Raw genomic sequence first — 21,793 nt, 5'->3', positions numbered from 1 at the left:
TTGCCACTGTTCGGTTCGTTTCTGCCACCCCCGCGGCCCAGTGGAGTTCTCATGCTGAAGAAGATCGTGCTCCTGGCCCTTCCCGGAGTCACGCCCTTCGAATTCGGAGTGATCTGCGAGGTCTTCGGAATCGACCGTTCCGACATGGGCGGCCCCTCGTTCGACTTCACCATCGCGACCGCCATCCCGGGTCCCGTGAGCACCAGCCTCGGTTTCGACATGATCATCGAATCCGACCTGGATGTCGCGGCGGATGCCGACCTCATCGCGGTGCCGGCGCACTCGGTGGATCCGGCTTCCTTCGGCCCGATCGACGAGCGCTATCTCGAGGTGATCCGGGCCGCGGAAGCACGCGGCGCCTGGGTGCTGAGTGTCTGCAGCGGTGCGTTCGCGCTCGCCCAGGCCGGCATCCTCGACGGTCGCCGCGCCACGACCCACTGGATGCACGCCGAACAGCTGGCCGAGCAGTATCCGCGAACCACAGTCGACCCGGATGTGCTGTACGTGGAGGACCGCAGGGTCGTCACGAGCGCCGGAACCGCGGCCGGCATCGATGCCGCCCTGCACATCGTGCGCAAGGAACTCGGAGCGGCAGTGACCAACGTCGTCGCCCGGCGCATGGTGGTGCCGCCCCAGCGCGACGGCGGCCAGGCCCAGTACATCCAGGCTCCACTCAGTGACGACTGCGCTGACTCCTTCGCCGAGGTCGCCGAATGGATGCTGCAGAACCTGGGCGAAGACCTCCCGATCGAGCAGCTCGCGCGCCGGGCCCTCATGTCCCCGCGCACCTTCGCCCGCCGGTTCCGGGCCGACATGGGCACGACGCCCGCGGCGTGGCTCAATCGGCAGCGCATCATCCGCGCCCAGCAGCTGCTCGAGCAGACCGAACTGAGCCTCGAGACGGTCGCCGCCGACACCGGATTCGGTGCCGCAGCGGTGATGCGTCACCACTTCGTGAAGGTGCTGCAGACCACCCCGACGGCCTACCGGCGCGCGTTCTGCGAGCGGGTGCCGGCGTAGGCATCCGGCGCCGCTGCGGAGCGCCTCCCCGCCTCCCCAAAACGCAGGAGATTCGCCACCGGAACGCCCCTTCTGCCGCAGACGTCACGGTTTCGTGGCGAATCTCCTGCGTTTTCGTTGGACGTGAGATCGCGCTGTCGACCGCGAGAGGATGCCGCGAACGTGGGCTCGATGAACATTGAGGCGATATGGCCGGCGCTTTCGGATCGTCATGAGCGCGAAATCGTCCGCCCGGCATCGATTCACGGCCAGAAGGATGCGCGCGAAATCGCCGTAGAGCTGGCGGTAGGTGAACCGCAGCACGCGGTCCCCCGTGATCGCCATCGTCGTGTCCCTGTCGTGGTCTTTCTCCCACGAGTTCGATGCCGTGGTCGTCCACTCCGGATCGTGTTGACCACCGTCGATCTCGACGAAGGTGTGCGGCCCGACTTGGAAGTCGAGTCGCCCGACCCCCCGACGTGACACCTGTTGAACCACCGAGAGTCCCGAATCCCCGGCCCAGAGCCGGAAAAAGGTCTCACCGTGCGACTCGTCAAGTGGACTCACCAACCGCCGCCACGCTCGCACTTCCCGAGGGGCGCGGGCGAACACGGCGTCCATCCGGCGATCGGTCCACCGCTCGAAATGCATCACGAGACTCGCGCATGCGACGGCGATATCCCGTGGCTCGTCGATCAATATCTGCAAGAGGGCGTCATCACTCGACACCCTCCACCGGGAACCCGCGGATGCCACGCGGTCGACCCAGTGGATGCGCACATCGCGCTCGCCCGCGAGGCGCTCCCGGCGATCATGTGTCGACCGGAGCCGGCTGGCTGTCGCTTTCACCGCGACGTGGATTCCCGGTCGCCGAGGAACGGGGATCCCGTACGACTCGAGCGCGGAGATCGAGGTCAACCGCCCGCCGACCCTCACCGCGCGGATCGCTAGCTCCGGGGCATCCGGAACCGAGTACCAGCCCTGCCGCACCCGAAAGATCCGGCGGTCACCGAGCGCGGCACGGATCGATTTGTCGGTGTGGCCGAGCGCCAGCAGGTCCCTTCGTCGCAGGAACCAACCGGATTGTCGCAGGAGCGTGTCGATGGGCATCATCGGAGTAGCTTCCCGGCACTCGGATGTGGCGTAGGCCGCCGCCTGCCGGTGTGGGGAGATCGTCGTCCGCGACGCTTCCGGAGGGAGAGGTCACCCCGCCACAGCTTCCCAAAACGCAGGAGATCCGCCACCAAACCGCCCCTCCGGCGGCAGACGACGGCGTTTCGCGGCGAATCTCCTGCGTTTTGGGGAAAGTCTCGGCAGGGAGTCGGCCGACGACGCCAGGCGGACGGCCGAGCGCGCCTACGACCCCGTCGTCGCCACGAATACCGTGCCCGAGCCGGTGAACCGCAGCCCCGCCTCATCCGGCGTGATGTAGACCGCGTCCCCGAGCACCAGCGCGACGGATGACGCGGCGCCGGAGATCGACACCTCGCCGGCGGTGCACAGCGCGATTGCCGGCCCCGTGAGCGTGACCGAGGCATCGAGGAACATCCCGTCCACGCGGAGAAGCTCGAAGTCCGCGACATCCGGGGTGAAGGCGGCGACGCCATCGGCGGGGGATGTCGAACGCAGGTACGGCACCGGCACCGGCGTGAAGTCCAGCACGTCGAGCAGCTCGGGCACGTCGACGTGCTTCGGCGTGAGCCCACCGCGGAGCACATTGTCGGAGGCGGCCATGAGCTCGACTCCGAGCCCGCTGAGGTAGGCGTGGATGTTGCCGGCGGGCAGGTAGAGCGCTTCGCCTGCCGCGAGCGTCACCCGATTGAGCAACAGGGCGATCACGATTCCCGGATCCCCCGGGTACTCCTCCGCGAGCTGGGACACGGTCGCCATCTCGGCGTCGTAGCCCGCCACGCCGCGAGACGCCAGCGTCGTCACGAGCGACACGAGGGTCGCGACGCCGGTGCGCCGGCCGATCAGCCATTCGAAGGTCTCCGGCAGCGCGACATCCGATCCCGACAGCGAATCGAGGAGGTCTTCGAGAGGCTGCGGCTGCGGGTCTTCGAGGGCGAGCGACGCATCGATGAGTGCGTGCAGAAGCGCTCGCACCTCGTCGAGTGGGCGGAATCCGCAGAGTGCGTCGAAGGTGGGCGACAGCGCGTAGATCAGCTCTGGCTTGGGGAACGCGTCCTTGTAGTTGCGCTCCGGGGCGTCGAGGGCGATTCCGAGCTCATTCTCGCGGTCGAAGCCCGCTCGTGCCTGTTCAACAGTCGGGTGCGCCTGGAGTGAGAGCGGCGAGGCAGCCGCGAGCACCTTGAGCAGGAACGGCAGCCGACCGGATGCCGCGAACCTCCCGAGTGTGGTCGTCGGGTCGGCGTCGATCCACTCCGCGAGATCCGTCGCGCCGCCCGTCTGAGTCGGATCGAGGATCACGCTCGGCGAGCCCGGGTGCGCGCCGAGCCAGAGTTCCGCCTCGGGGCTTCCGGTCACCTCGTGTCCGAGCAGCTGGGCGATCGCGGTGGTCGACCCCCACGCGTATGGCCGGGGGGTGTTGGTGATGCCTACAAACATCCGCGGGTTCCTTCGATCGGGGGTTAGACAAAACTACCAATCGCTTGGTCAACGCCCAGAATCGGCACTTAAAGTGGCGGAACCCCTCCACGGAACGGAAGACCCCATGACCCTCACCGCCGAAAACTCGCCCGCCTCCGCCGAGCTCGCCCCCTTCACCCCGCTGGTCAGCGACTTCTACGGCTACGAGAGTCTGCTCAGCGACCACGAGAAGCAGTACATCGTGAAGCTCCGCGCGTTCCTCGAGGCCGAGGTGCGACCGATCATGAACGACCTCTGGATGAAGGCGGAGTTCTTCCCCCGCCACATCATCGACGGCCTCGCCGAGCTCGGCCTCTTCGGCCAGTCCTACCCCGAGACCCAGCAGTTCCCCAACAGCGCCACCTTCCGCGGCTGGGTCGCCCTCGAGCTGGCGCGGGTGGATGCCTCGGTCGCGACCCTCGTCGGAATGCAGAACGGTCTCGTGATGGGTTCGATCGCCGTCGCCGGCTCCGCAGAGCAGCGCGCAGAGTGGCTGCCCCGGTTCGCCAGCGGCGAGTTGCTCGGCGCCTTCGGACTCACCGAGCCGCTCTCCGGATCCGACACCGCCCAGGGGCTGCAGACCGTCGCCAAGCGCGAGGGTGACCACTGGGTCATCAACGGCGCCAAGCGCTGGATCGGCAACGGGTCGATCAGTGACGTCACAATCATCTGGGCCCGCGATGCCGACGACAACCAGGTCAAGGGCTTCATCGTGCCGACCACGACCGAGGGCTATTCCGCAAAGCGCATCGAGAACAAGCAGGCGCTGCGCATCGTGCAGAATGCCGACATCGTGCTCACCGACGTGATCGTTCCGGAGGCGAACCGCCTCCAGGGTTCCAAGTCGTTCCGCGAGACCGCGGCCGTGCTCCGCCTCACCCGCGCCGAGGTGGCCTGGGCCGCGGTCGGCAACTCGGTCGGCGCCTACGAGGCCGCCGTCGACTATGCGGGCACGCGCATCCAGTTCGGCCAGCCGATCGGCAGCCACCAGCTGGTGCAGGAGCTTCTGGCCAAGAGCCTCGCCAACATCACCTCGTCGATCGGAGTCGTCACCCGCGTCTCCGACATGCTCGACCAGGGTACCCAGCGCGACGAGCACTCCTCGCTCGCCAAGGAGTTCACCACCCGGCACATGCGTGAGACCGTGGCGTGGTGCCGTGAGCTCTTCGGCGGCAACGGCATCGTCATGGACTACGGCGTGATGAAGTACTTCGCGGATGCCGAAGCCATCTACTCCTATGAGGGCACGCGCGAGATGAACACCCTCATCGTCGGGCGCGCGATCACCGGCAAGGCGGCGTTCGTCTAACCACCACCCTGCTGGTTGAGTAGCGCCCGAGGAACGAGGGCGCGTGGCGAAACCCCGCACCCCATACCCTGTTCTTTATGAAGACACTCGATAGCCGCGGATTCCGCCTGGGATTCGCGACTTTCGTGCTGTTCACCGGAATCGCCGGTGACTTCTGGAGAAACTCCTTCAGCTGGTACGGATACGGCGTGTTCGTCGTGGTCATCGCCGCCATCTCGATCGTGGTACTGGTGCACAATCGGGCCCGATTCCGCATCGGATCGCTGCCCTATCCGCTGCTCGCCTTCATCGCACTGGCGTTCTTGTCGATCGCCTGGTCGTTTTACCCCGGATTCACGGCCCTCGGCGCCATCGTGCTGCTGCTCACCACCGCCTCGGCCGTGTCGATCGCGGTAACCGTGACCTGGCCGGAGCTCCTCGTCGTGCTCGGCTGGGTCTTTCGGCTGGTGCTCGGCCTGTCGTTTCTGTTCGAATTCATCGTGTCGGCGATCATCCGCCATCCGATCTACCCGGTCTGGGTCACCCCACAGAGCCACCCGGCCAAGCTCCTGTACTGGTCGCGCGACCTGCTCTTCGATCTCGGCAAGATCCAGGGCATCGTGGGCAACTCGAGCCTGCTGGCCATGGCCGCGCTGCTCGGGCTCATCGTGTTCGCTATCCAGCTCGCCTCGAAGACGGTGAAGCGCGGATGGGGCTGGTTCTGGCTCGCCGTCGCCCTCGTCACGGTCGCGCTCACCCGATCCGCCACCATCATCGTCGCGCTCGCCGCCGTGATCGTGGTTGCCCTCGCCGCCCTACTGGTGCGTCGGGCACGGACGCCCCGCGGGCGGGCCTATGCCTACGGCGGTATCGTCCTCGTCGCGGCCGCCCTCGCCGTGCTCGCGGATGTCGCGCAGAGCCGCATCCTCGCCCTCCTCGGCAAGAGCTCGGACTTCACAGGCCGATTTACGATCTGGCATGAGGTGATCACGCTCGCCCAGCAACGCCCGGGCGCGGGCTGGGGCTGGCTCGGCTATTGGATCGTCTGGATCGCCCCGTTCGACACCCTCAAGAAGGCCGGCGGAGTACAGCCTCCCCATGCCCATGACGCTTGGCTCGACGTCTGGCTGCAGCTGGGGATCATCGGGGTGGTCGTCTTCGGCGCCCTGGTGCTCGCCACGGTCGTGCGCTCCTGGCTCATCGCCGTCGACCCGGTCGTCACCGCACCACGCGACCCGGGAACCCACGTCTGGCTCTCGCTGCTCCCGCTCCTCATCCTGACGGCGCAACTCGTGCAGAGCATCGCGGAGAGCCGCATCCTGCTCGAGGGCGGCCTGATGCTGCTCGTGATCTGGGCGGTCAAGACCAAGACAAGCCCCCTCGGTCTCGAACCGGTCGAACCCGAACTCTCCCCCGTGACGCTGCGGACCCGCCCGTGAACCGCGGTCGCCCGTGAGTGCGGGCCTCGCGCCGCCGCGGCATCCGGCCTTCGACCTCGCGCGGCAGATCCTCGGATCGCCGCGTTTCTCTGCCGCGCTCACCCAGGCGATCATCGGTGCGCTCGTCGCCTCCCTGCTACTACGGGAGCTGATCGGCTGGGCCGGCTGGCTCGCCGTCCTTGCCGGGCTCGTGGTGCTCGCGACGCTCTCCCTGCTCGCCCAGCGCGAGGAGATCGAATGGCACGGGCTGCTGCCGATCTCCCTGCTCGTGTTCGTCGGCTGGGCCTCGATCTCGGTGTTCTGGAGCCAGTACAACTGGGCGACCGCCGGCAGCGCCATCTACCTGCTCTCGGTAACGATGCTCGGGATCTATATCGCGCTCATCCGTGACACGATCCAGATCGCGCGGGCCTTCGGCAACGTGTTGCGCGGAGCCTTGCTGCTCTCCCTCGTGCTGGAAATCTTCTCCGGGGTGCTCATCGACAGCCCTATACATTTCCTCGCCATCGCGGGCAATCTCGATGTGCTCGGGCCGATCCAGGGTATCTTCGGCACTCGCAACCAGCTCGGCATCGTCACGCTGGTGGCGATCGTCACCTTCGGAACCGAGCTGCGAACCCGGTCGGTTCCGCGCAATCTCGCGATCGGCTCCCTCGTGCTCGGGGGGCTCACCCTTCTCCTCGCCCGCTCCCCGATCGCCTTCGGCACCTTCCTGGTCGTGATGCTCGCCACCCTTGCCCTCTACGGCCTTCGCCGGATATCGCCGGAGCGCAAACGCGTCTGGCAGTTCGTGCTCCTCGGATCGACGATCACGGTCGGCGCGATCGCCTGGGCGGTGCGCACCCCGATCATCAATGCCCTCAGCGCCAGCAGCGAGCTCAACCAGCGGCTCGCGATCTGGCGCCCGATCCGGCTGCTGATCCCCACCCACGAGCTCGAGGGGTCGGGTTGGGCCGGCCGCTGGTGGGACGGAATTCCCCCATTCAGCTACATTCCCAACGGACCCCATCCGTCGGCCCTCAACGCCTACCTCGACGTCTGGTTCCAGCTCGGCCTGATCGGTCTCTTCGCCTTCGTGTTCATGGTCGGGCTCGCCTTCATCCGCTCCTGGCTGCTCGCCTCCCGTCAGCGCAGCTTCGTCTACGCCTGGCCCGCCCTCGTGCTCGTGGTGTTGCTCGTCACCGGGCTTGCCGAGAGTTCGTTGCTGGTGGAGTTCGGCTGGCTGACCTTCGTGGTGTGCTCGGTGAAGGCGTCGAGGGAGCTGAGCTGGCGGAAGGCGTTCGCGGCGACGCGCGTGCCCGCGGTGTGGGAATAGTGGCCCTACAATTGCAACGGCCCGACGGGCCGGAAGCTTTCCTCGTGTGTGATATTTGCGGAGTTCCATGCGCTTGACCAGCCCTCGGATACCCGGTCGGGCGCGTTCCTTAGTTGCTGTCGCGCGACTCCGGCTGTCTCGATTCTCGGAGCCTCGCGCCGACGGACTGCCGAGGGCGCGGGTCCTCCTCTCCTTCCCCGCGCTCTTGCTTCTCTTCGGAATCGTCTGCGTTTCGTTCGGCCTCAACGGCACGTCATCGGGAGAGATGTACGGAAGGGTCTACTCCGGCTCCGATCCGAGCCTGATCTCCGGGCACCCGGAGAACATCCGCTCCGACGAGTGGTACGTGAACACGTCCTGGTCGATCGCGCAGGTACAACAGGGTCTGCCCGATCGCAACCAGACAATGCCTGGAGGAATGGATGCTGCGCTGCCGCATGACCTTCCCCGAGCGGATTGGTCAGTGCTGCTGCGCCCGCACCTGTGGGGATATCTCTTCCTGGACGTCGGCCACGCCACGGCATTCAAGTGGTGGATCGCCGCCCTCACATTCATTGCCGCGGCATTCTGTTTCCTGGTGACGTTGCTTCCCCGTCGTCCGATCCTGTCCGCCGCGATCGCCGTAGGGTTCTATTTCAGTCCCTTCTTCCAATGGTGGTTCCAGACTGTAATCTTCTGGCCGTTGGCCTGGGCTCTCGTCACGATGACGGCGATTCTCTGGGCCACGCGAGACAAGTCCTGGGGATCACGGTGGGCGTGGGCCGCGGTCATCGCCTTCCTCACGCCCGTGATGGCCATGGGCATCTACGCCCCATTCATCGTTCCCGTCGTGCTTGTCGTGATCTTCTTCGCCGCTGGGGCGATCGTGGAACAAAAACGCATGGGCTCGACCTGGGTAGATCTTCTCAAGCGAGCAATTCCCATCGCTGTCGCCGGCGCGCTCGGCGCTGCGATAACCCTGGTCTGGCTCGCGACGAAGGCGAAGGCGCTTGGCGGATTCCTGTCGACTTCGTATCCCGGAACGCGCCTCACGCCCACCGGGGAGGCGACTCCGCTGTCGGCCGCCCGCACCATCAGTTCTGCCTTCACAGAGTCCCTCACCTACAGCAATGGATTCCTCGGCCTCAATTCCTCGGAGTCGTCGACCTTCTTCCTGGTGGGTGCATTCATGGTGCCCATCGTGGGATGGATCGTCTATCGCGCCGTTCGGGCACGGCGGGCGCTTCCCTGGATGCTCATCGCCCTTATCGCCGTCCTGCTGATTTTCGTCGCGTTCTCGTACCTTCCCGGTTGGAATGCGATCGCGCACCTCCTCTTTCTCGACCGCACCTCCGATAATCGCCTTCGAATCGGCTTGGGGCTGGCGTCCTTCGCGATCCTCGGACTGGTCCTAAGGCATCTGGAGCACGATTCGAAACGACCGCCCTCGTGGCTCTCCGCCGCCACGGCAGCCCTGTTCCTCCTCTCGCAGATCGGTGTTGCTGCGGCGGTCTGGATCGTCGAAGGGCGCGATCGGCTGTGGCACGACGCTCCGTTCTGGTGGCTGTACGCGCTCGCCTCCGCTGCCGTGATCTTCTGGTTCGCTCGAAAGCGATTCGCGCTCGGCGCCCTTGCCTTCGTGCTCGTCGGAGTGCTCGGAACCGCCGCCGTGAATCCCGTCTACGTAGGTGTGTTCGATCTGCGAAAGACCCCGGTGTCTCAGGCGGTCGTGAAACTCGACCGTGTGGACAAGGGAACCTGGGTTGGAGTCGGCGGCGTCGAAACCTCCGCGATCCTCCTCGAATCCGGTGTGCGGGCTTTCAACGGCGTCCAGGGGGCGCCATCCGCCACCATGTGGCGCGACATCGACCCGACCGGCCGGTATCGCTTCAGCTGGAACCGTCTCGCCGGGATCGGATGGATGCCCGCCCCGGGCGAACCGCAGGTGTCCAACCCTGCTCCAGACCAGATCCTCGTCACCTTCGACGCCTGTTCCACGTTCGCGCAAAAACACGTGGAGTACGTCTTGTCGGGCAAATCGACGCTCGGCAAATCGTGCCTGCACGCCATCGATTCTTTCGTCGTTCCGAGGCAGACGCTGACAATTTACCGGGTCGTCCCTGCACCGCGATAACGGGTCAGACGCGGTCCTCGAGCAGCGCCAGATCCGCTTCGACCATGATGTGGACAAGCTGTTCGAAATCGACGCTCGGTTTCCACCCCAAGGAACGCAACTTCGACGGATCACCTACCAAGCTCTTGGGATCGGCGGGGCGGTAGAGCGCCGGATCGATGATCACATGAGATTCCCAGTCGTCGATTCCCACATACGAAAACGCCGCTTTCACGAATTGTCGCACCGAGTGCGCTACGCCGGTGGCGACGACATATTCGGAAGCGTCGGGCTGATCGAGGATCGTGAGCAGCGCTTCGACATAGTCGGGCGCGTAGCCCCAATCCCGGAAGACGTCGATGTTTCCGAGCGTCAGCGACTCGGCTCCGCCCGTGGCGATCAGCGCCGCCTGGCGGGAGATCTTGCGGGCGACGAAACTCGCTGGGCGACGTGGAGACTCGTGGTTGTAGAGGATCGCCGAGCTGGCGAGCATGCCGCGGGCACGATATACGGCCACCATCTCCTGGGCGAAAGACTTGGCCGCACCATACGGCGTGACAGGCATCCGAGGAGTCGATTCGCGCTGGGGTGACGAGAGAGCGTCCCCAAAGACCTCCGCGCTAGACGCCTGGAGGAATCGCACTGGCGCGCCAGCCGACAACTGCAGTTGCCAGGCGGCCTCCAGCAGTCGAACCGGGCCGACGCCGAGCACGTCGGCGGTCTCCGTGGGAAATTGCCACGAGCGTTCGACCGACGTGTTGCCCGCGAGATTCACGATATGTGTGGGACGCACGTTCACGACGACATCGGTAATGCTCGCTGTGTCAGCGAGATCGGCGACGTGCGCAGTCACTCCCGGGAATTCGGCGATGAGTCGGCTTGCGCCCTCCGTGGAGTGACACATGCCGTGCACGTCGAACCCCCGCGCCACGAAACGCTCGACGAGATAGTGCCCGTCCTGGCCGTTCGCTCCGGTGACGAGAACGATGTTCGAGCCGTCGGATGCACCCATGGCGACAAGCATAGGGGAGGCCGTCAGACAGACTGGAGCGCTTGACGATACGCGCTCAGGTGCACGTCGCGGCACGCCTCCCAGGTGAACCGGGCCGCCTGGTGAACGCCTGCCATAGACAGGGTCGCTCGATCGGCGATCGCTGTCTCGATGCCGGATGCGATAGCGCCGACGTCGAGAGGATCGAAGAGTATAGCCGCGTCGCCGCACACCTCGGGGATGGAACCCGCATTCGAGACGGCAGCGGGACATCCGGATGCCATCGCCTCGAGCGGCGGAAGGCCAAACCCCTCGTACAGGCTGGGGAACGCGATCGCGGATGCCGACCGATAGAGGGAATGCAACTTCTCGGTGCTCACGAGACCCAAGCGATCGACCCAGTCGGGGAGCGCGCCGAGCGAGTCGAGGTTTCCGCCGGTGAGAACCAGCCGGATGCCCGGAATGGAGGTTCGAACGACGGCCATCGCCTCGACAAGTCGGGCGTGGTTCTTGTGTGCCCAGCCCCGGGCGGGATAGAGCACGAAGTTCTCTCGTTCGCCGAAATTCGGCACGAACGCGGAGGTGTCGACGCCGAGATGGGCGACGCGGATCTTCTCGGGCGAAAGCCCGAGTAGCTCGACCATTCGCGTCTTGGCGAACTCGCTGATTGTGATCACAACGTCGGCGCGCTTCGCCGCTCCCTGGTAGAAGTGGTGGCGATACGCCAGTTCCGCGCGGCTGAACAACTGCGGCAGGTCGAGGTGCTGCACGTCGAGCAGTGACTGCACGAAACCCTGGTGGCCCGTCGGTCGGGGCACAGGAACTGTGAAGGGGAAATGCACGACGTCGCGGTCGGCGGTCAGTCGCCGAATGCTCTTTGCGCGCACAGTGGCAGTCGCAACGGTGCGCAGTCGATCGCCCGTGGAAGCACCGCCTCGCACTTGCTCAACTACTCGTTCCGAGATTCCCTCACTGAAACCTGCCGCGGTAGCCGGCAGCACTGCCACGGCCGACACGTCGTCTATGCCGTCGAGCTGCCGGGTGAGGGCGCGGGCGTAAGTCTCGCTGCCCCCCATGCCACCGGGAACAAGAGTCAGCATCGACAGCGCGACGCTCAGTCCTGTGGATCTGGTCGGGCTCACTCGGGAACGTAGACCGTGTCGATCCAGGGCTTTCCACTCACGGCGAGCGCCTCGACATCGGCGTCGACCATGAGGCGGGCGAGCTGGGGAGTGTGGACCCGTGGCACCCATCCGAGCTGTTCCTGGGCACGGGATGCATCGCCGACGAGAGCATCCACTTCTGTCGGTCGCAGATACCGCTCATCGAAGGTGACGTACTTCTGCCAGTCGAGTCCGACGTGCTCGAACGAGATCTGCAGGAAGTCTTTGACCGTGAAGTTCGTTCCGGTCGCAACGACATAGTCGGTAGGAGTGTCGTGCTGCAGCATGCGCCACATCGCCTCGACGTATTCGGGCGCGTATCCCCAGTCCCGCACGGAATCGAGATTTCCCATGAACAGTTCGCTCTGCTGCCCCGCGGCGATTCGGGCGACCGCGCGAGTGATCTTGCGGGTCACGAAAGTCTCGCCGCGGCGAGGAGACTCGTGATTGAAGAGGATGCCGTTGACCGCGAACATGCCGTAGCCCTCGCGGTAGTTGCGAGTCACCCAATAGGAATAGAGCTTCGCGGCACCATAGGGAGAGCGCGGATAGAACGCGGTGTCCTCGTTCTGCGGTGGTGGTGTAGCGCCGAACATCTCCGAGCTCGATGCCTGGTAGAAGCGGCAGTCGAGACCGATCATCCGGATCGCCTCGAGAAGGCGGATGGAGCCGAGACCGGTGGAATCGCCAGTGTATTCGGGCTCATCGAAACTCACCCGCACGTGAGATTGTGCTCCGAGGTTGTACACCTCATCGGGGCGGATCGACTCGAGCAGCGTGACGAGTCGTGATCCGTCGCTCAGGTCACCGTAGTGCAGGAACAGCTTTGCGCCGCTCTCGTGGGGGTCGCGGTAGAGGTGATCGATCCGCGCCGTGTTGAACGTCGAAGCCCGCCGGATGAGCCCGTGCACCTCATAGCCCTTGGACAGCAGCAACTCGGCGAGGTAGCTTCCGTCCTGCCCGGTGATTCCCGTGACGAATGCACGCCTGGCCGTCTGTTCGCTAATGGTAGGCACTCCTGCATCGTGACGTTGTGGCGTGGCTGCGTCGGTACGCGCGCGCCGAGATCGGTCGCAACTCTATCGCACAGGCCCTATCTGGCCTGCGCGCTCACACGGCGTGCGGCGAAGGACGACGCCCAGCGGATCGGGTAGTTCCAGAGGGGGCTGATGGGGCGAAGCAGCGGTACGAGGTGCCTGGTCTTGACCGATTCCGACTCACGACTTGAATTGAGCCGATTGGCCACGGTGAGCGAGTCAGGGTGCCATCGGAACGCAGATACCGCGGTTCGCGTGCAGACGAAAGTCCCGTATGCCCGGAGCTTGAGGAACGCGTCGAGGTCCATCGCGTATTTGAGAGTGACGTCGAAGCCTCCGATGGCCTCGAGCGCATCCAACCTGATCATCGTGCCGGGGTGCGGAATCAGGTCCGGACCCCAGGGGAGCAGGAACTTGGCGAGTACGCCGGCATTGCTCACCGCCAAAACATTCCCCGCCGGGTCGATGTACTCGCAGCCGCCATAGGCGAGAACGGCCTCCGGATGCTCACCGAGCAAGCCCCGGAGAGTGTGGAGTCCGCCCGCCCGAAAAAGGTCGTCGTCACCGATCCAGGCATAGACTTCTTCGTCGGTCCTGGCTGCAAGGCCGCAGTTGATGGCAGCCGAGATCCCTTCCTTCGGGTCGTCAACAATCACCGCGGCGAATCCGGCCACGAGCTCGCGAGCGGCGACCGCGCCCGTCGGCATCACTACGATGAGGGTGAGATCGACGTCAGCACGCTGCGCGTCAACCGCCGAAAGCGTCTCTGCCAGAGAATCCAATCGCTCCCCCAGCGTGGGAAGAACGACCAGTATCTTCGCGTTGGACATGTTCGTCTCTCGAATTGTTAGAATCTCTGGCTGAGCGCAATTCAGCGCCTATCCTGACCGTCGCTGTTCGCGCCGCAGGCAGAATGAATATGGATCCCGTGAGTATATCCAGCCCTGAATTCCCTCTCGACCGGTCCGCCCGTATCTACGTGGCCGGCCATCGGGGTCTCTCCGGATCGGCAATCTGGCGCAGGCTGGAATCCTCCGGATTCACCGATCTCGTCGGAGCCCCCTCTTCCGACCTGGACCTTCGTGACCGCGATCGAGTCTTCGAATACTTCGAGGGGACCCGTCCTGAGGTCGTCATCGATGCGGCAGCCCGGGTCGGCGGCATCCTGGCGAACGACACCTACCCCGCCGACTTCCTGAGTGACAACCTGCAGATCCAACTCAACATCATGGATGCCGCGAATTCCGTCGGCGTCGACCGCCTTCTGTTCCTTGGCTCGTCGTGTATCTATCCGAAGTTCGCGCCGCAGCCCATTAAGGAGACTTCACTTCTCACGGGCGAACTCGAGTCGACCAACGATGCCTATGCGATCGCGAAGATCGCGGGAATCATGCAGGTTCAGTCGTACCGGCGCCAGTACGGACGTCACTGGATCTCGGCGATGCCGACCAACCTTTACGGGCCAGGAGACAATTTCCACCCGCGCAATTCGCACGTTCTTCCTTCGCTCATCCGCAGGCTGGATGAAGCTCGCCGAGACGACGCGCCCGAGGTGGTCGTCTGGGGAACGGGCACTCCTCGTCGCGAGTTCCTGCATGTGGACGACCTCGCGGCTGCGGCCCTCTTCCTTCTTGAGAACTACGACTCACCGGACACCATCAATGTGGGCGTCGGAACCGACCTGTCGATTCGGGAACTCGCGGAACTAGTCGCCCGCACAGTCGGATTCACCGGCATTCTCGTGCAAGATCTGACCAAACCGGATGGTACCCCCCAGAAGCTCCTCGACGTGAGTCGGCTATCAGAGTTGGGATGGAACTCGTCGATCGACCTTGCGGATGGCATCGCGAGCACCTTCCAGTGGTACTTGGACAACCACGAGCACCTCCGCGCAAAGTAGATCTTCAGCCGAAGTCGACGGGCGACGGCCGTTTCGCGAAAGCCAGCGAGAATCCGTGAATCACCAAGCCGGCTACAGGACCGAAAAGCAACGCCACGACAGTTCGTGTCGTCAGGTCCACAGGCAACTCGAGCGACAGGACTGTGATGACGGCGGCGGCCACCCAGCCCGCGGTGTAGCCGAAATGCTGGCCGCGAGCGAGCACCGCCGGGGCGCTGATGAAAAGCGCTGCCACCAAAGCCGATGAGATGACCAGCACAGCGATATACCAGCCTTGCAGCGCGACCTGGCCGCGGAACAACAGGCTGAAGACCGCCGGTCCGATGAGCCAGCCGATGATGGCGAGCACTAAGCCGCCGCCGAGAACCATCGCCTGCAGCCTGAGGAACGTTCGCCAGAAGTCGCGAGGCCGAGCCCGGAACGTCACAATGAAGTAGCTCTGGAGGGATATCGCGACGACGATCAGTGGCGCCCGCGCGAGCGTAATCGACAGGATGAGGGTTCCCACGAGTGCCCGCGGCTCGCCGGGTGCAGTGATCCCGATGAGGAACGGTAGACCGCTCACCATCGCGCTCGCGGCCGCTGCCGCCAACGTGGTGCGCGCCACGTTCCAGGTGAGTCGACCGTAGCCGACATCCAGTTCGGAGCGTCCGACGATCGACTGGCGGATAAAGAGCCAAAGAACGACGAGCGCACCAGGGAATGGGATGGCCGCCGCCCAGGCGAGCGCCACGATGTCGTGGGTGAGTGCCAGCACGATCCCGATTCCGGCAAGGCGAAGAAGCGAATCGACCACGATCATGAGGGCGATAGGCACCCACTGTGCGACCCCATAGAACGACCCCGCCAGAACCGCAACGAAGACGTAGGACCCAGCACCGACCGCGAGCGGCCCGACCAGTGCCCACCCCTCGGTCGGGAAGATTGCCGACACCCAGGCCGGTGCCGAACCGAGTATCACGATCAGCACGATCGCCGAAACGAGAACGGCGAAAACCGCCGCCCGCGCCGGCGCGTGATGCCGTGATCCACCGCCGACGTCCACGGCTACCGCGTGTGTGGCGCGAGTGACTTCCTGCTGGATTCCCGAAAGGGTCCCGACCAGCAGGTAGAGGAACGACCAGAAGACCGCGAAGAGCGCGTAGTGCGCGAGCCCGATCTGGTTGGGAACGAGCCAGGTGACCAGGTAGGAGGCGACGCCAGCGACGCCGGTGGCAACGATGATGAGCGAGACCCCGGAAAGTCGTAGACCATTGCGTTGCGGCGGTCCCGGTGCAGTCACGGATCCGAGTCTAAGCGGGGGCGTCGGAGGTCCCCGTGCGCGAATTGCTCGTTGGTAGGATCGCACCATGTCGCCCCTTCTCGAGCAGACGTTGGTGGTCATGCCGGCATTCAACGAAGAAGCCTCCGTCGGCGCAGTCGTCAGAGAAGTCTTCGAGACCCTGCCAGGAGTGACCATTCTCGTGGTCGACGACGGTTCGACGGATGCGACATCCGAGCGGGCGCAGACTGCCGGCGCGCTCGTCGCCACCCTCCCGTTCAACCTCGGCGTCGGGGGCGCGATGCGCACGGGCTTCAAGTACGCGCAGGCGAATGGATTCAACAATGTCGTACAGATCGATTCGGACGGACAGCACGATCCATCGAGTGTTCCCCGCATGCTGGCCGAACTCCAAGCCGCAGACCTCGTGATCGGTGCCCGGTTCGCCGGCGAAGGAGACTACGCGGTAGGCGGTCCACGACAGTGGGCCATGAAGTTCCTCGCTGTGGTGCTGAGCAAGACGGCTGGAACCCGGCTGACAGATACGACCTCGGGATTTCGCGCAAGTGGTCCGAAGTGTGTCGCACTCTTCGCCGATCACTATCCCGCCGAGTATCTCGGTGACACCATCGAAGCGCTTGTCATCGCGGCGAGGTTCGGTTGCGTAATCCGTCAGGTGCCCGTGTCAATGAGAGTGCGCTCTGGCGGTGTGCCTTCCCACAATCCGTTCCGCGCGGCCGCCTACCTCGGTCGGGTGGGCATCGCACTCGTGTTCGCGCTCGCGCGGCCATCATCGACTCTTCAGGGAACCTGATCCAATGAGCCTCGTCTCCTACATTTTTGGAATCGCGTCAGCGACCCTCGCCCTCATCGTGGTGATCGAGCTGCTGCGGAGAAGGAGCCTCCGGGAACGCCACGCGATCTGGTGGCTCGTTGCCGGCACGCTCGCCCTTGTCGTGGGGGTCTTCCCTGCGACGCTCCAGTGGGCTGCTTCGCTGATCGGCATAGAGGTTCCGCTCAACCTCGTCTTCTTTGTCAGCATCGCCGTCCTGTTCCTCGTGTCCCTGCAGCACAGTTCAGAACTCACGCGCGTCGAATCGAAAGTGCGGACCCTCGCTGAACTCGTCTCGCTCCAGGATCTGCGCATCCGTCAGCTCGAAGAGGCCGCGTCGCGCAACGCCGACGGCTGAGGGACATTCAGCTCTCAGCCAGTACCTGTCGAGGTCGGCCGCGGACGGCCGTCTCCCGACCATTGGGTAGTCTTGATGCGAACTCTTACCCTTCCCGGACCGTGCGCGCCCCGTTTCAAAGGATTCCAGTGCCAGAAAACTTCCCCAATGACGTAGTCGTAATCGGCGGAGGAGGTCATGTCGGATTGCCTCTCGCAATCGCCCTCGCTGACCGCGGATCGAAAGTCGTCGTCTATGACCTGAGTTCGAAGGCGGTCGACACGATCAACTCGGGCAAGATCCCGTTCAGCGAACCCGGCGCTGAGGCAGTACTCAATCGCGTCATCGCCGCCGGTCGATTCTCCGCCTCGACAGACGCTTCGGTCGTCGGCTCCGCCCGCAATGTGGTGGTTGTCATCGGCACGCCCGTGGATGAGCACCTCAATCCCGACCCCAACGCCATTCCAGCCGCGCTCGGCGGCTGTAGCGAATACTTCCAGGACGGTCAGCTCCTCGTTCTGAGGAGCACTGTTTATCCCGGCGTCACCGCTCTCGTCGAAAAGATGGTCGCTGCCCTCGGCGTCGACATGCCGGTCGCATTCTGCCCTGAGCGCATCGCCGAGCACAAAGCGATGGAAGAGCTCTTCACGTTGCCTCAGATCGTTTCGAGCCGGTCAGCAACGGGCAGGCAGCGAGCCGCGGAGCTCTTCGGCACCCTTACGGACACGATCGTGCACCTCGAGCCCGAAGAAGCCGAACTCGCCAAGCTATTCACCAATACCTGGCGCTATATCAAGTTCGCTGCGGCGAACCAGTTCTATATGATGGCGAACGACAGGGGCCTCGATTTCGAAAAGATCCGTAAGGGGCTCACTCAGGACTACCCGCGGGCAAAGGACTTGCCCGGGGCGGGTTTCGCTGCCGGGCCGTGCCTGTTCAAGGACACAATGCAGCTCGCGGCTTTCAGCGACAACAAGTTCAGCCTCGGCCACTCTGCAATGCTCGTCAACGAGGGATTGCCGCTGTACCTCGTAAGCCAACTCGAGAAGCGATTCGACCTCTCTGAGCTGACTGTCGGAATCCTCGGGATGTCGTTCAAAGCCGGCTCTGATGACATCCGGTCCAGCTTGTCGTACAAGCTCCGCCGGGTGCTCAAGTTCAAAGCGAAAGCGGTGATCGGTACGGACCCCTACGTCTCAGACGAGATCGACGACACGCTTTTGCCGTTGGAGGATGTATTGAAGAAGGCAGACCTGTTGATCATCGCGACTCCGCATGACGAATATCGCGCACTGGTCACCGACAAGCCGATTGCCGACGTGTGGAACATCCAGGGCGCCGGAGTGGTGGTGTGACCGCCTCTCCTCGGGTTTCGATAGTCATACCCGCCTATAACGAGGGTGAAGGCATCCTTGCGAGCCTCGACCGCATCTTCGAAGCGGTATCTCTGCCAGCCGAAGTGCTCGTGGTAGTCGACACCCCGGAAGACACGACGCTCCCGGTGGTTGCCGCGTACGAGAAGAAGGAGCCCCGCCTTCGCCACGTGATCAATACGTACGGGCGAGGGCCTGCGCAAGCCATTCGATTCGGAATCGACAGTTCGACTGCTCCCACGGTGGTCGTCACCATGTCGGATGGCTGCGATGACCCGCGACAGATCGACGATCTCGTCCGGTTGGTTGAGCGCGGCGTCGTCGTCGCAGCGGCATCGCGCTATATGGCCGGCGGGCAGCAGGTCGGCGGTCCGCGCTTCAAGCGATTCCTCTCGCGATCCGCGGGCACCTCGCTCCAGGTGCTCACGAATGCGGGCACCCGCGATGCCACCAATTCGTTCAAGGCATACAGCAGGGCATTCGTGCAGTCCGTCGGCATCGATAGTCGAGACGGTTTCGAAATCGGTCTGGAGCTGACGGCGAAGGCTCGACGCCTTCGACTCCCGGTGGCGGAGATACCCACGATCTGGCTCGATCGCGCATTCGGAGAGTCGAATTTCAAGCTCACCACATGGATTCCGAAATATCTGCGCTGGTATAGATTCGCTTTTGGCCCTCAACTGACCGTCGCCCAGCTCACCGAGCGAGCGACCGGCGGTAAGGGCCTCGCCCCTCAGCCGCACAACGATAAAGGAAATTCGGCCCCATGAAAAAAGTAGTTGTCACCGGCTCAGCGGGATTCATCGGCGGATACATCGTCGAAGAACTTCTCTCCAAGGGGTACCAGGTCGTGGGAGTCGACAACTTCTCCAAGTACGGCCCGGTCACGAAGTCGTACGACACCAACCCCAACTACGAGCTCGTCGTCGGCGATGTGCAGGATGTCGAGCTCATGACCCGTCTGCTCTCGGACGCGGACCACTTCATCGCCGGCGCAGCGCTCATCGGCGGAATCTCCTACTTCCATACGTACGCGTACGACCTTCTCGCGCAGAACGAGCGCATCATCGCTTCATCTGTCGACGCGGCGATCGCGGCGAAGAAAGCGGGAGGGCGCCTGGAGAAGGTGACCTACATGTCGTCTTCTATGGTCTTCGAGTCCACCGACCGCTGGCCGAGCAAGGAGGGTGACGAGCGGATCGTGCCGCCGCCGCTGTCGTCGTATGGATTCCAGAAGCTCGCGGTCGAGTACTTCGCCATTGCCGCCTGGGACCAGTACAAGCTTCCCTATACGATCCTGCGCCCGTTCAACTGCGTGGGAATCGGCGAGCGGCGCGCACTCGGTGACGTGGAGATCCATTCCGGAAATGTGGCACTGGCAATGAGCCACGTGGTGCCCGACCTCGTGCAGAAGATCCTGAAGGGACAGGACCCCCTTCACATCCTTGGAGGCGGCGACCAGGTGCGTCATTACACCTACGGCGGCGACCTTGCGCGCGGCATCGTTCTGAGCCTCGAACATCCGGCTGCCCTCAACAACGACTTCAACATCTCCACTGCCGACGGCCACACGGTCACCGAACTCGCCGGCATCATCTGGGAGAAGATCAAGGGACCCGGAGTTCCGCTGCACCTCGTGCACGATGAGGGCTTCGAGCACGACGTTCAGAAGCGCATTCCGGATGTCTCGAAGGCCAAGGACCTCCTCGACTTCGAGGCGACGACACGGCTCGAGGACATGCTCGACGAGGTCATCCCGTGGATTCAGAATGCCATTGCAGAACGCACCATCTAGCGAGGGCTCGACCGGTCCGGCAACCGCCGGTCCGGTCGGACACAGCATGTGGCTCGGTCGGACTGCTCGGGCTGGAGATTGGGTCTTCGGGCCGAAGGCCACGCTGACGTTTGGTTGGCGCGAGGGAACGCTCGCATTCGTGCTCACCGTCGTCGGTGCGTTAATCGCATTCCTCAGGGTTCCACTAGGCGCACGGAATGTGCTCTGGGCCGAAGACGCATCGGTCTTCGTGACAAGTGCGCTCCAACACCGCCCTGATGCATCGCTGTTCGAGCCTTATGCGGGCTACATGCACGCCTTTCCGCGACTCGTCACAGCTCTCGTGGTGGGCACGACGCCAATAGGCGAAGTGCCGGTTGTCCTGACTGCCGCGGCCTGCGTACTCACCGGCGTGATAGCGACGACTGTAGTTCTCGCCTTCCGGCCGCGCCTGCCGTCCGTGCTGATCCGTCTCACGATCTGGCTGGGCATAGTCACCCTTCCGATCGCGGGGATCGAAGCAAACGGAAGCATCGCCAACTCGCATTGGTATCTGCTCGTCGGGCTGTTTGCAATTCTCATCACCCGCCGCCAGAACACCGGGTTTCTCGTGCTCGGCGGGCTTGTCGTGGCCTTCGCAGTTCTCAGCGATCCGCTCTCGGCGATCTTCCTCCCCCTCGTGCTCGCTCGTTTCGTGCTCATTCGCAAACCGAGTGACGGCTGGATACCGACGATCTACGTAGTCGCGATGGTCATCCAGCTCTCCGTCGTCCTGGCGACCACGGTGGTGCCCGCTGCCGGGAGACCGTCGATCGTCGAGGTTGTGCGGACCACCGGGTTCCGGGTATTTCTTGCCGTTCTCACCGGTGAGACCGGGTCGGTGTCGCTCTTCCTTCAGTTCGGCCTGAAGGCCATTGCTGTTGCCACCCTGGTCGTCCTCGCCATCATCACCGCGGCGGTTCTCCGCGGAAAGCAATTCGGGGGACTCGCGCTTGTCTCGACCGGTGTCGCAGTGGTGTTCTTTCTCGCCGCGGCGATCATCCGCTGGAATCCCCAGTACGATCCGGCCGTGTCTACAACCTGGGGCGGAAGCCGCTATTCGGTCGTACCCATCAGTCTGCTACTCATATCTTTGGGAAGCGCGGCCTCGGCGTGGTTCACAGGTGCGTGGCGACAACGATGGGTGAGGTTCATCGCTCCGGCGGCGTTCGCAATGCTCGTGATCATCCTTTCTGTTCCGTCATTCGGCACGACTGCTCGAACCTCTAACGACTCGTGGGAAGTCGGACTGCACGATGCGCGACAGACCTGTGCCACTTCGAAGGATTCGCATCTGGTGCAAATCCCTGCGGAGCCCACGAACTTCGTGCTGACGGCGAGTTGCGAAAGTCTCGACTTCTAGT

The 21,793-nt window shown here is 64.1% G+C and carries 19 protein-coding genes; 12 read left to right on the top strand and 7 right to left on the bottom strand.

Annotated features, from left to right (window positions below; genetic code table 11):
• Positions 1-51: 51 nt before the first annotated feature.
• On the top strand, positions 52-1,020 hold the full coding sequence (locus ACVXZ4_RS03840; RefSeq protein ID WP_461796911.1) for a GlxA family transcriptional regulator: 969 nt from the start codon (positions 52-54) through the stop codon (positions 1,018-1,020).
• Between the two features lie 84 nt (positions 1,021-1,104).
• Here ACVXZ4_RS03840 and ACVXZ4_RS03835 read toward each other — a convergent pair whose 3' ends face one another.
• Both ACVXZ4_RS03835 and manA read right to left on the bottom strand, forming a co-directional pair.
• The gene (locus tag ACVXZ4_RS03835; RefSeq protein ID WP_461796910.1) at positions 1,105-2,112 is read right to left on the bottom strand and encodes a hypothetical protein; all 1,008 of its coding nucleotides are present in this window, start codon (positions 2,110-2,112) and stop codon (positions 1,105-1,107) included.
• 243 nt (positions 2,113-2,355) lie between these two features.
• A complete protein-coding gene (gene manA / locus ACVXZ4_RS03830) occupies positions 2,356-3,567 on the bottom strand; it encodes a mannose-6-phosphate isomerase, class I (protein WP_461796909.1) in 1,212 nt (403 codons plus the stop codon).
• A 106-nt stretch (positions 3,568-3,673) separates the two neighbouring features.
• On the opposite strand from manA, the gene ACVXZ4_RS03825 reads away from it, so the two are divergent.
• The 4 genes from ACVXZ4_RS03825 to ACVXZ4_RS03810 all read left to right on the top strand — a co-directional run bounded on the left by ACVXZ4_RS03825 (position 3,674) and on the right by ACVXZ4_RS03810 (position 9,743).
• A complete protein-coding gene (locus ACVXZ4_RS03825) occupies positions 3,674-4,897 on the top strand; it encodes an acyl-CoA dehydrogenase family protein (RefSeq protein ID WP_461796908.1) in 1,224 nt (407 codons plus the stop codon).
• A gap of 77 nt (positions 4,898-4,974) precedes the next feature.
• A complete protein-coding gene (locus ACVXZ4_RS03820; protein WP_461796907.1) occupies positions 4,975-6,315 on the top strand; it encodes an O-antigen ligase family protein in 1,341 nt (446 codons plus the stop codon).
• A 13-nt stretch (positions 6,316-6,328) separates the two neighbouring features.
• The gene (locus tag ACVXZ4_RS03815; protein ID WP_461796906.1) at positions 6,329-7,630 is read left to right on the top strand and encodes an O-antigen ligase family protein; all 1,302 of its coding nucleotides are present in this window, start codon (positions 6,329-6,331) and stop codon (positions 7,628-7,630) included.
• 205 nt (positions 7,631-7,835) lie between these two features.
• A complete protein-coding gene (locus tag ACVXZ4_RS03810; protein ID WP_461796905.1) occupies positions 7,836-9,743 on the top strand; it encodes a DUF7657 domain-containing protein in 1,908 nt (635 codons plus the stop codon).
• Positions 9,744-9,747: 4 nt separating this feature from the next.
• Here ACVXZ4_RS03810 and ACVXZ4_RS03805 read toward each other — a convergent pair whose 3' ends face one another.
• The 4 genes from ACVXZ4_RS03805 to ACVXZ4_RS03790 all read right to left on the bottom strand — a co-directional run bounded on the left by ACVXZ4_RS03805 (position 9,748) and on the right by ACVXZ4_RS03790 (position 13,743).
• Positions 9,748-10,734: a GDP-mannose 4,6-dehydratase gene (locus ACVXZ4_RS03805; protein ID WP_461796904.1), complete on the bottom strand. Its 987-nt coding sequence runs from the start codon at positions 10,732-10,734 to the stop codon at positions 9,748-9,750.
• A gap of 23 nt (positions 10,735-10,757) precedes the next feature.
• Positions 10,758-11,855: a glycosyltransferase family 4 protein gene (locus tag ACVXZ4_RS03800; protein WP_461796903.1), complete on the bottom strand. Its 1,098-nt coding sequence runs from the start codon at positions 11,853-11,855 to the stop codon at positions 10,758-10,760.
• Positions 11,852-12,892, bottom strand: a complete 1,041-nt coding sequence (gmd, locus tag ACVXZ4_RS03795) for a GDP-mannose 4,6-dehydratase (protein WP_461796902.1) — start codon at positions 12,890-12,892, stop codon at positions 11,852-11,854. Before gmd ends, ACVXZ4_RS03800 begins: the two co-directional genes overlap by 4 nt.
• A gap of 77 nt (positions 12,893-12,969) precedes the next feature.
• On the bottom strand, positions 12,970-13,743 hold the full coding sequence (locus ACVXZ4_RS03790; RefSeq protein ID WP_461796901.1) for a glycosyltransferase family protein: 774 nt from the start codon (positions 13,741-13,743) through the stop codon (positions 12,970-12,972).
• Positions 13,744-13,841: 98 nt separating this feature from the next.
• On the opposite strand from ACVXZ4_RS03790, the gene ACVXZ4_RS03785 reads away from it, so the two are divergent.
• Entirely contained in the window at positions 13,842-14,813 is a 972-nt protein-coding gene (locus ACVXZ4_RS03785) for a GDP-L-fucose synthase family protein (RefSeq protein WP_461796900.1), read from the top strand.
• 4 nt (positions 14,814-14,817) lie between these two features.
• Here the strand turns inward: ACVXZ4_RS03785 and ACVXZ4_RS03780 are convergent, their stop codons facing one another.
• Entirely contained in the window at positions 14,818-16,095 is a 1,278-nt protein-coding gene (locus tag ACVXZ4_RS03780) for a hypothetical protein (protein WP_461796899.1), read from the bottom strand.
• Positions 16,096-16,162: 67 nt separating this feature from the next.
• On the opposite strand from ACVXZ4_RS03780, the gene ACVXZ4_RS03775 reads away from it, so the two are divergent.
• From ACVXZ4_RS03775 to ACVXZ4_RS03750, 6 genes are all read left to right on the top strand, one after another.
• Positions 16,163-16,888 (top strand): glycosyltransferase family 2 protein, encoded by a 726-nt coding sequence (locus tag ACVXZ4_RS03775; protein ID WP_354574131.1) that lies wholly within the window; start codon positions 16,163-16,165, stop codon positions 16,886-16,888.
• Positions 16,889-16,892: 4 nt separating this feature from the next.
• The gene (locus ACVXZ4_RS03770) at positions 16,893-17,264 is read left to right on the top strand and encodes a DUF2304 family protein (protein ID WP_461796898.1); all 372 of its coding nucleotides are present in this window, start codon (positions 16,893-16,895) and stop codon (positions 17,262-17,264) included.
• Between the two features lie 128 nt (positions 17,265-17,392).
• On the top strand, positions 17,393-18,598 hold the full coding sequence (locus ACVXZ4_RS03765; RefSeq protein WP_461796897.1) for a nucleotide sugar dehydrogenase: 1,206 nt from the start codon (positions 17,393-17,395) through the stop codon (positions 18,596-18,598).
• Positions 18,595-19,386, top strand: a complete 792-nt coding sequence (locus ACVXZ4_RS03760; RefSeq protein WP_461796896.1) for a glycosyltransferase — start codon at positions 18,595-18,597, stop codon at positions 19,384-19,386. Before ACVXZ4_RS03765 ends, ACVXZ4_RS03760 begins: the two co-directional genes overlap by 4 nt.
• On the top strand, positions 19,383-20,411 hold the full coding sequence (locus ACVXZ4_RS03755; RefSeq protein ID WP_461796895.1) for an NAD-dependent epimerase/dehydratase family protein: 1,029 nt from the start codon (positions 19,383-19,385) through the stop codon (positions 20,409-20,411). Before ACVXZ4_RS03760 ends, ACVXZ4_RS03755 begins: the two co-directional genes overlap by 4 nt.
• A complete protein-coding gene (locus tag ACVXZ4_RS03750; RefSeq protein WP_461796894.1) occupies positions 20,386-21,792 on the top strand; it encodes a hypothetical protein in 1,407 nt (468 codons plus the stop codon). Before ACVXZ4_RS03755 ends, ACVXZ4_RS03750 begins: the two co-directional genes overlap by 26 nt.
• Position 21,793: the final 1 nt, after the last annotated feature.

It is taken from the genome of Lacisediminihabitans sp. FW035 (genome assembly GCF_054880895.1).
This window is presented reverse-complemented; position numbering and strand designations above follow the sequence as displayed.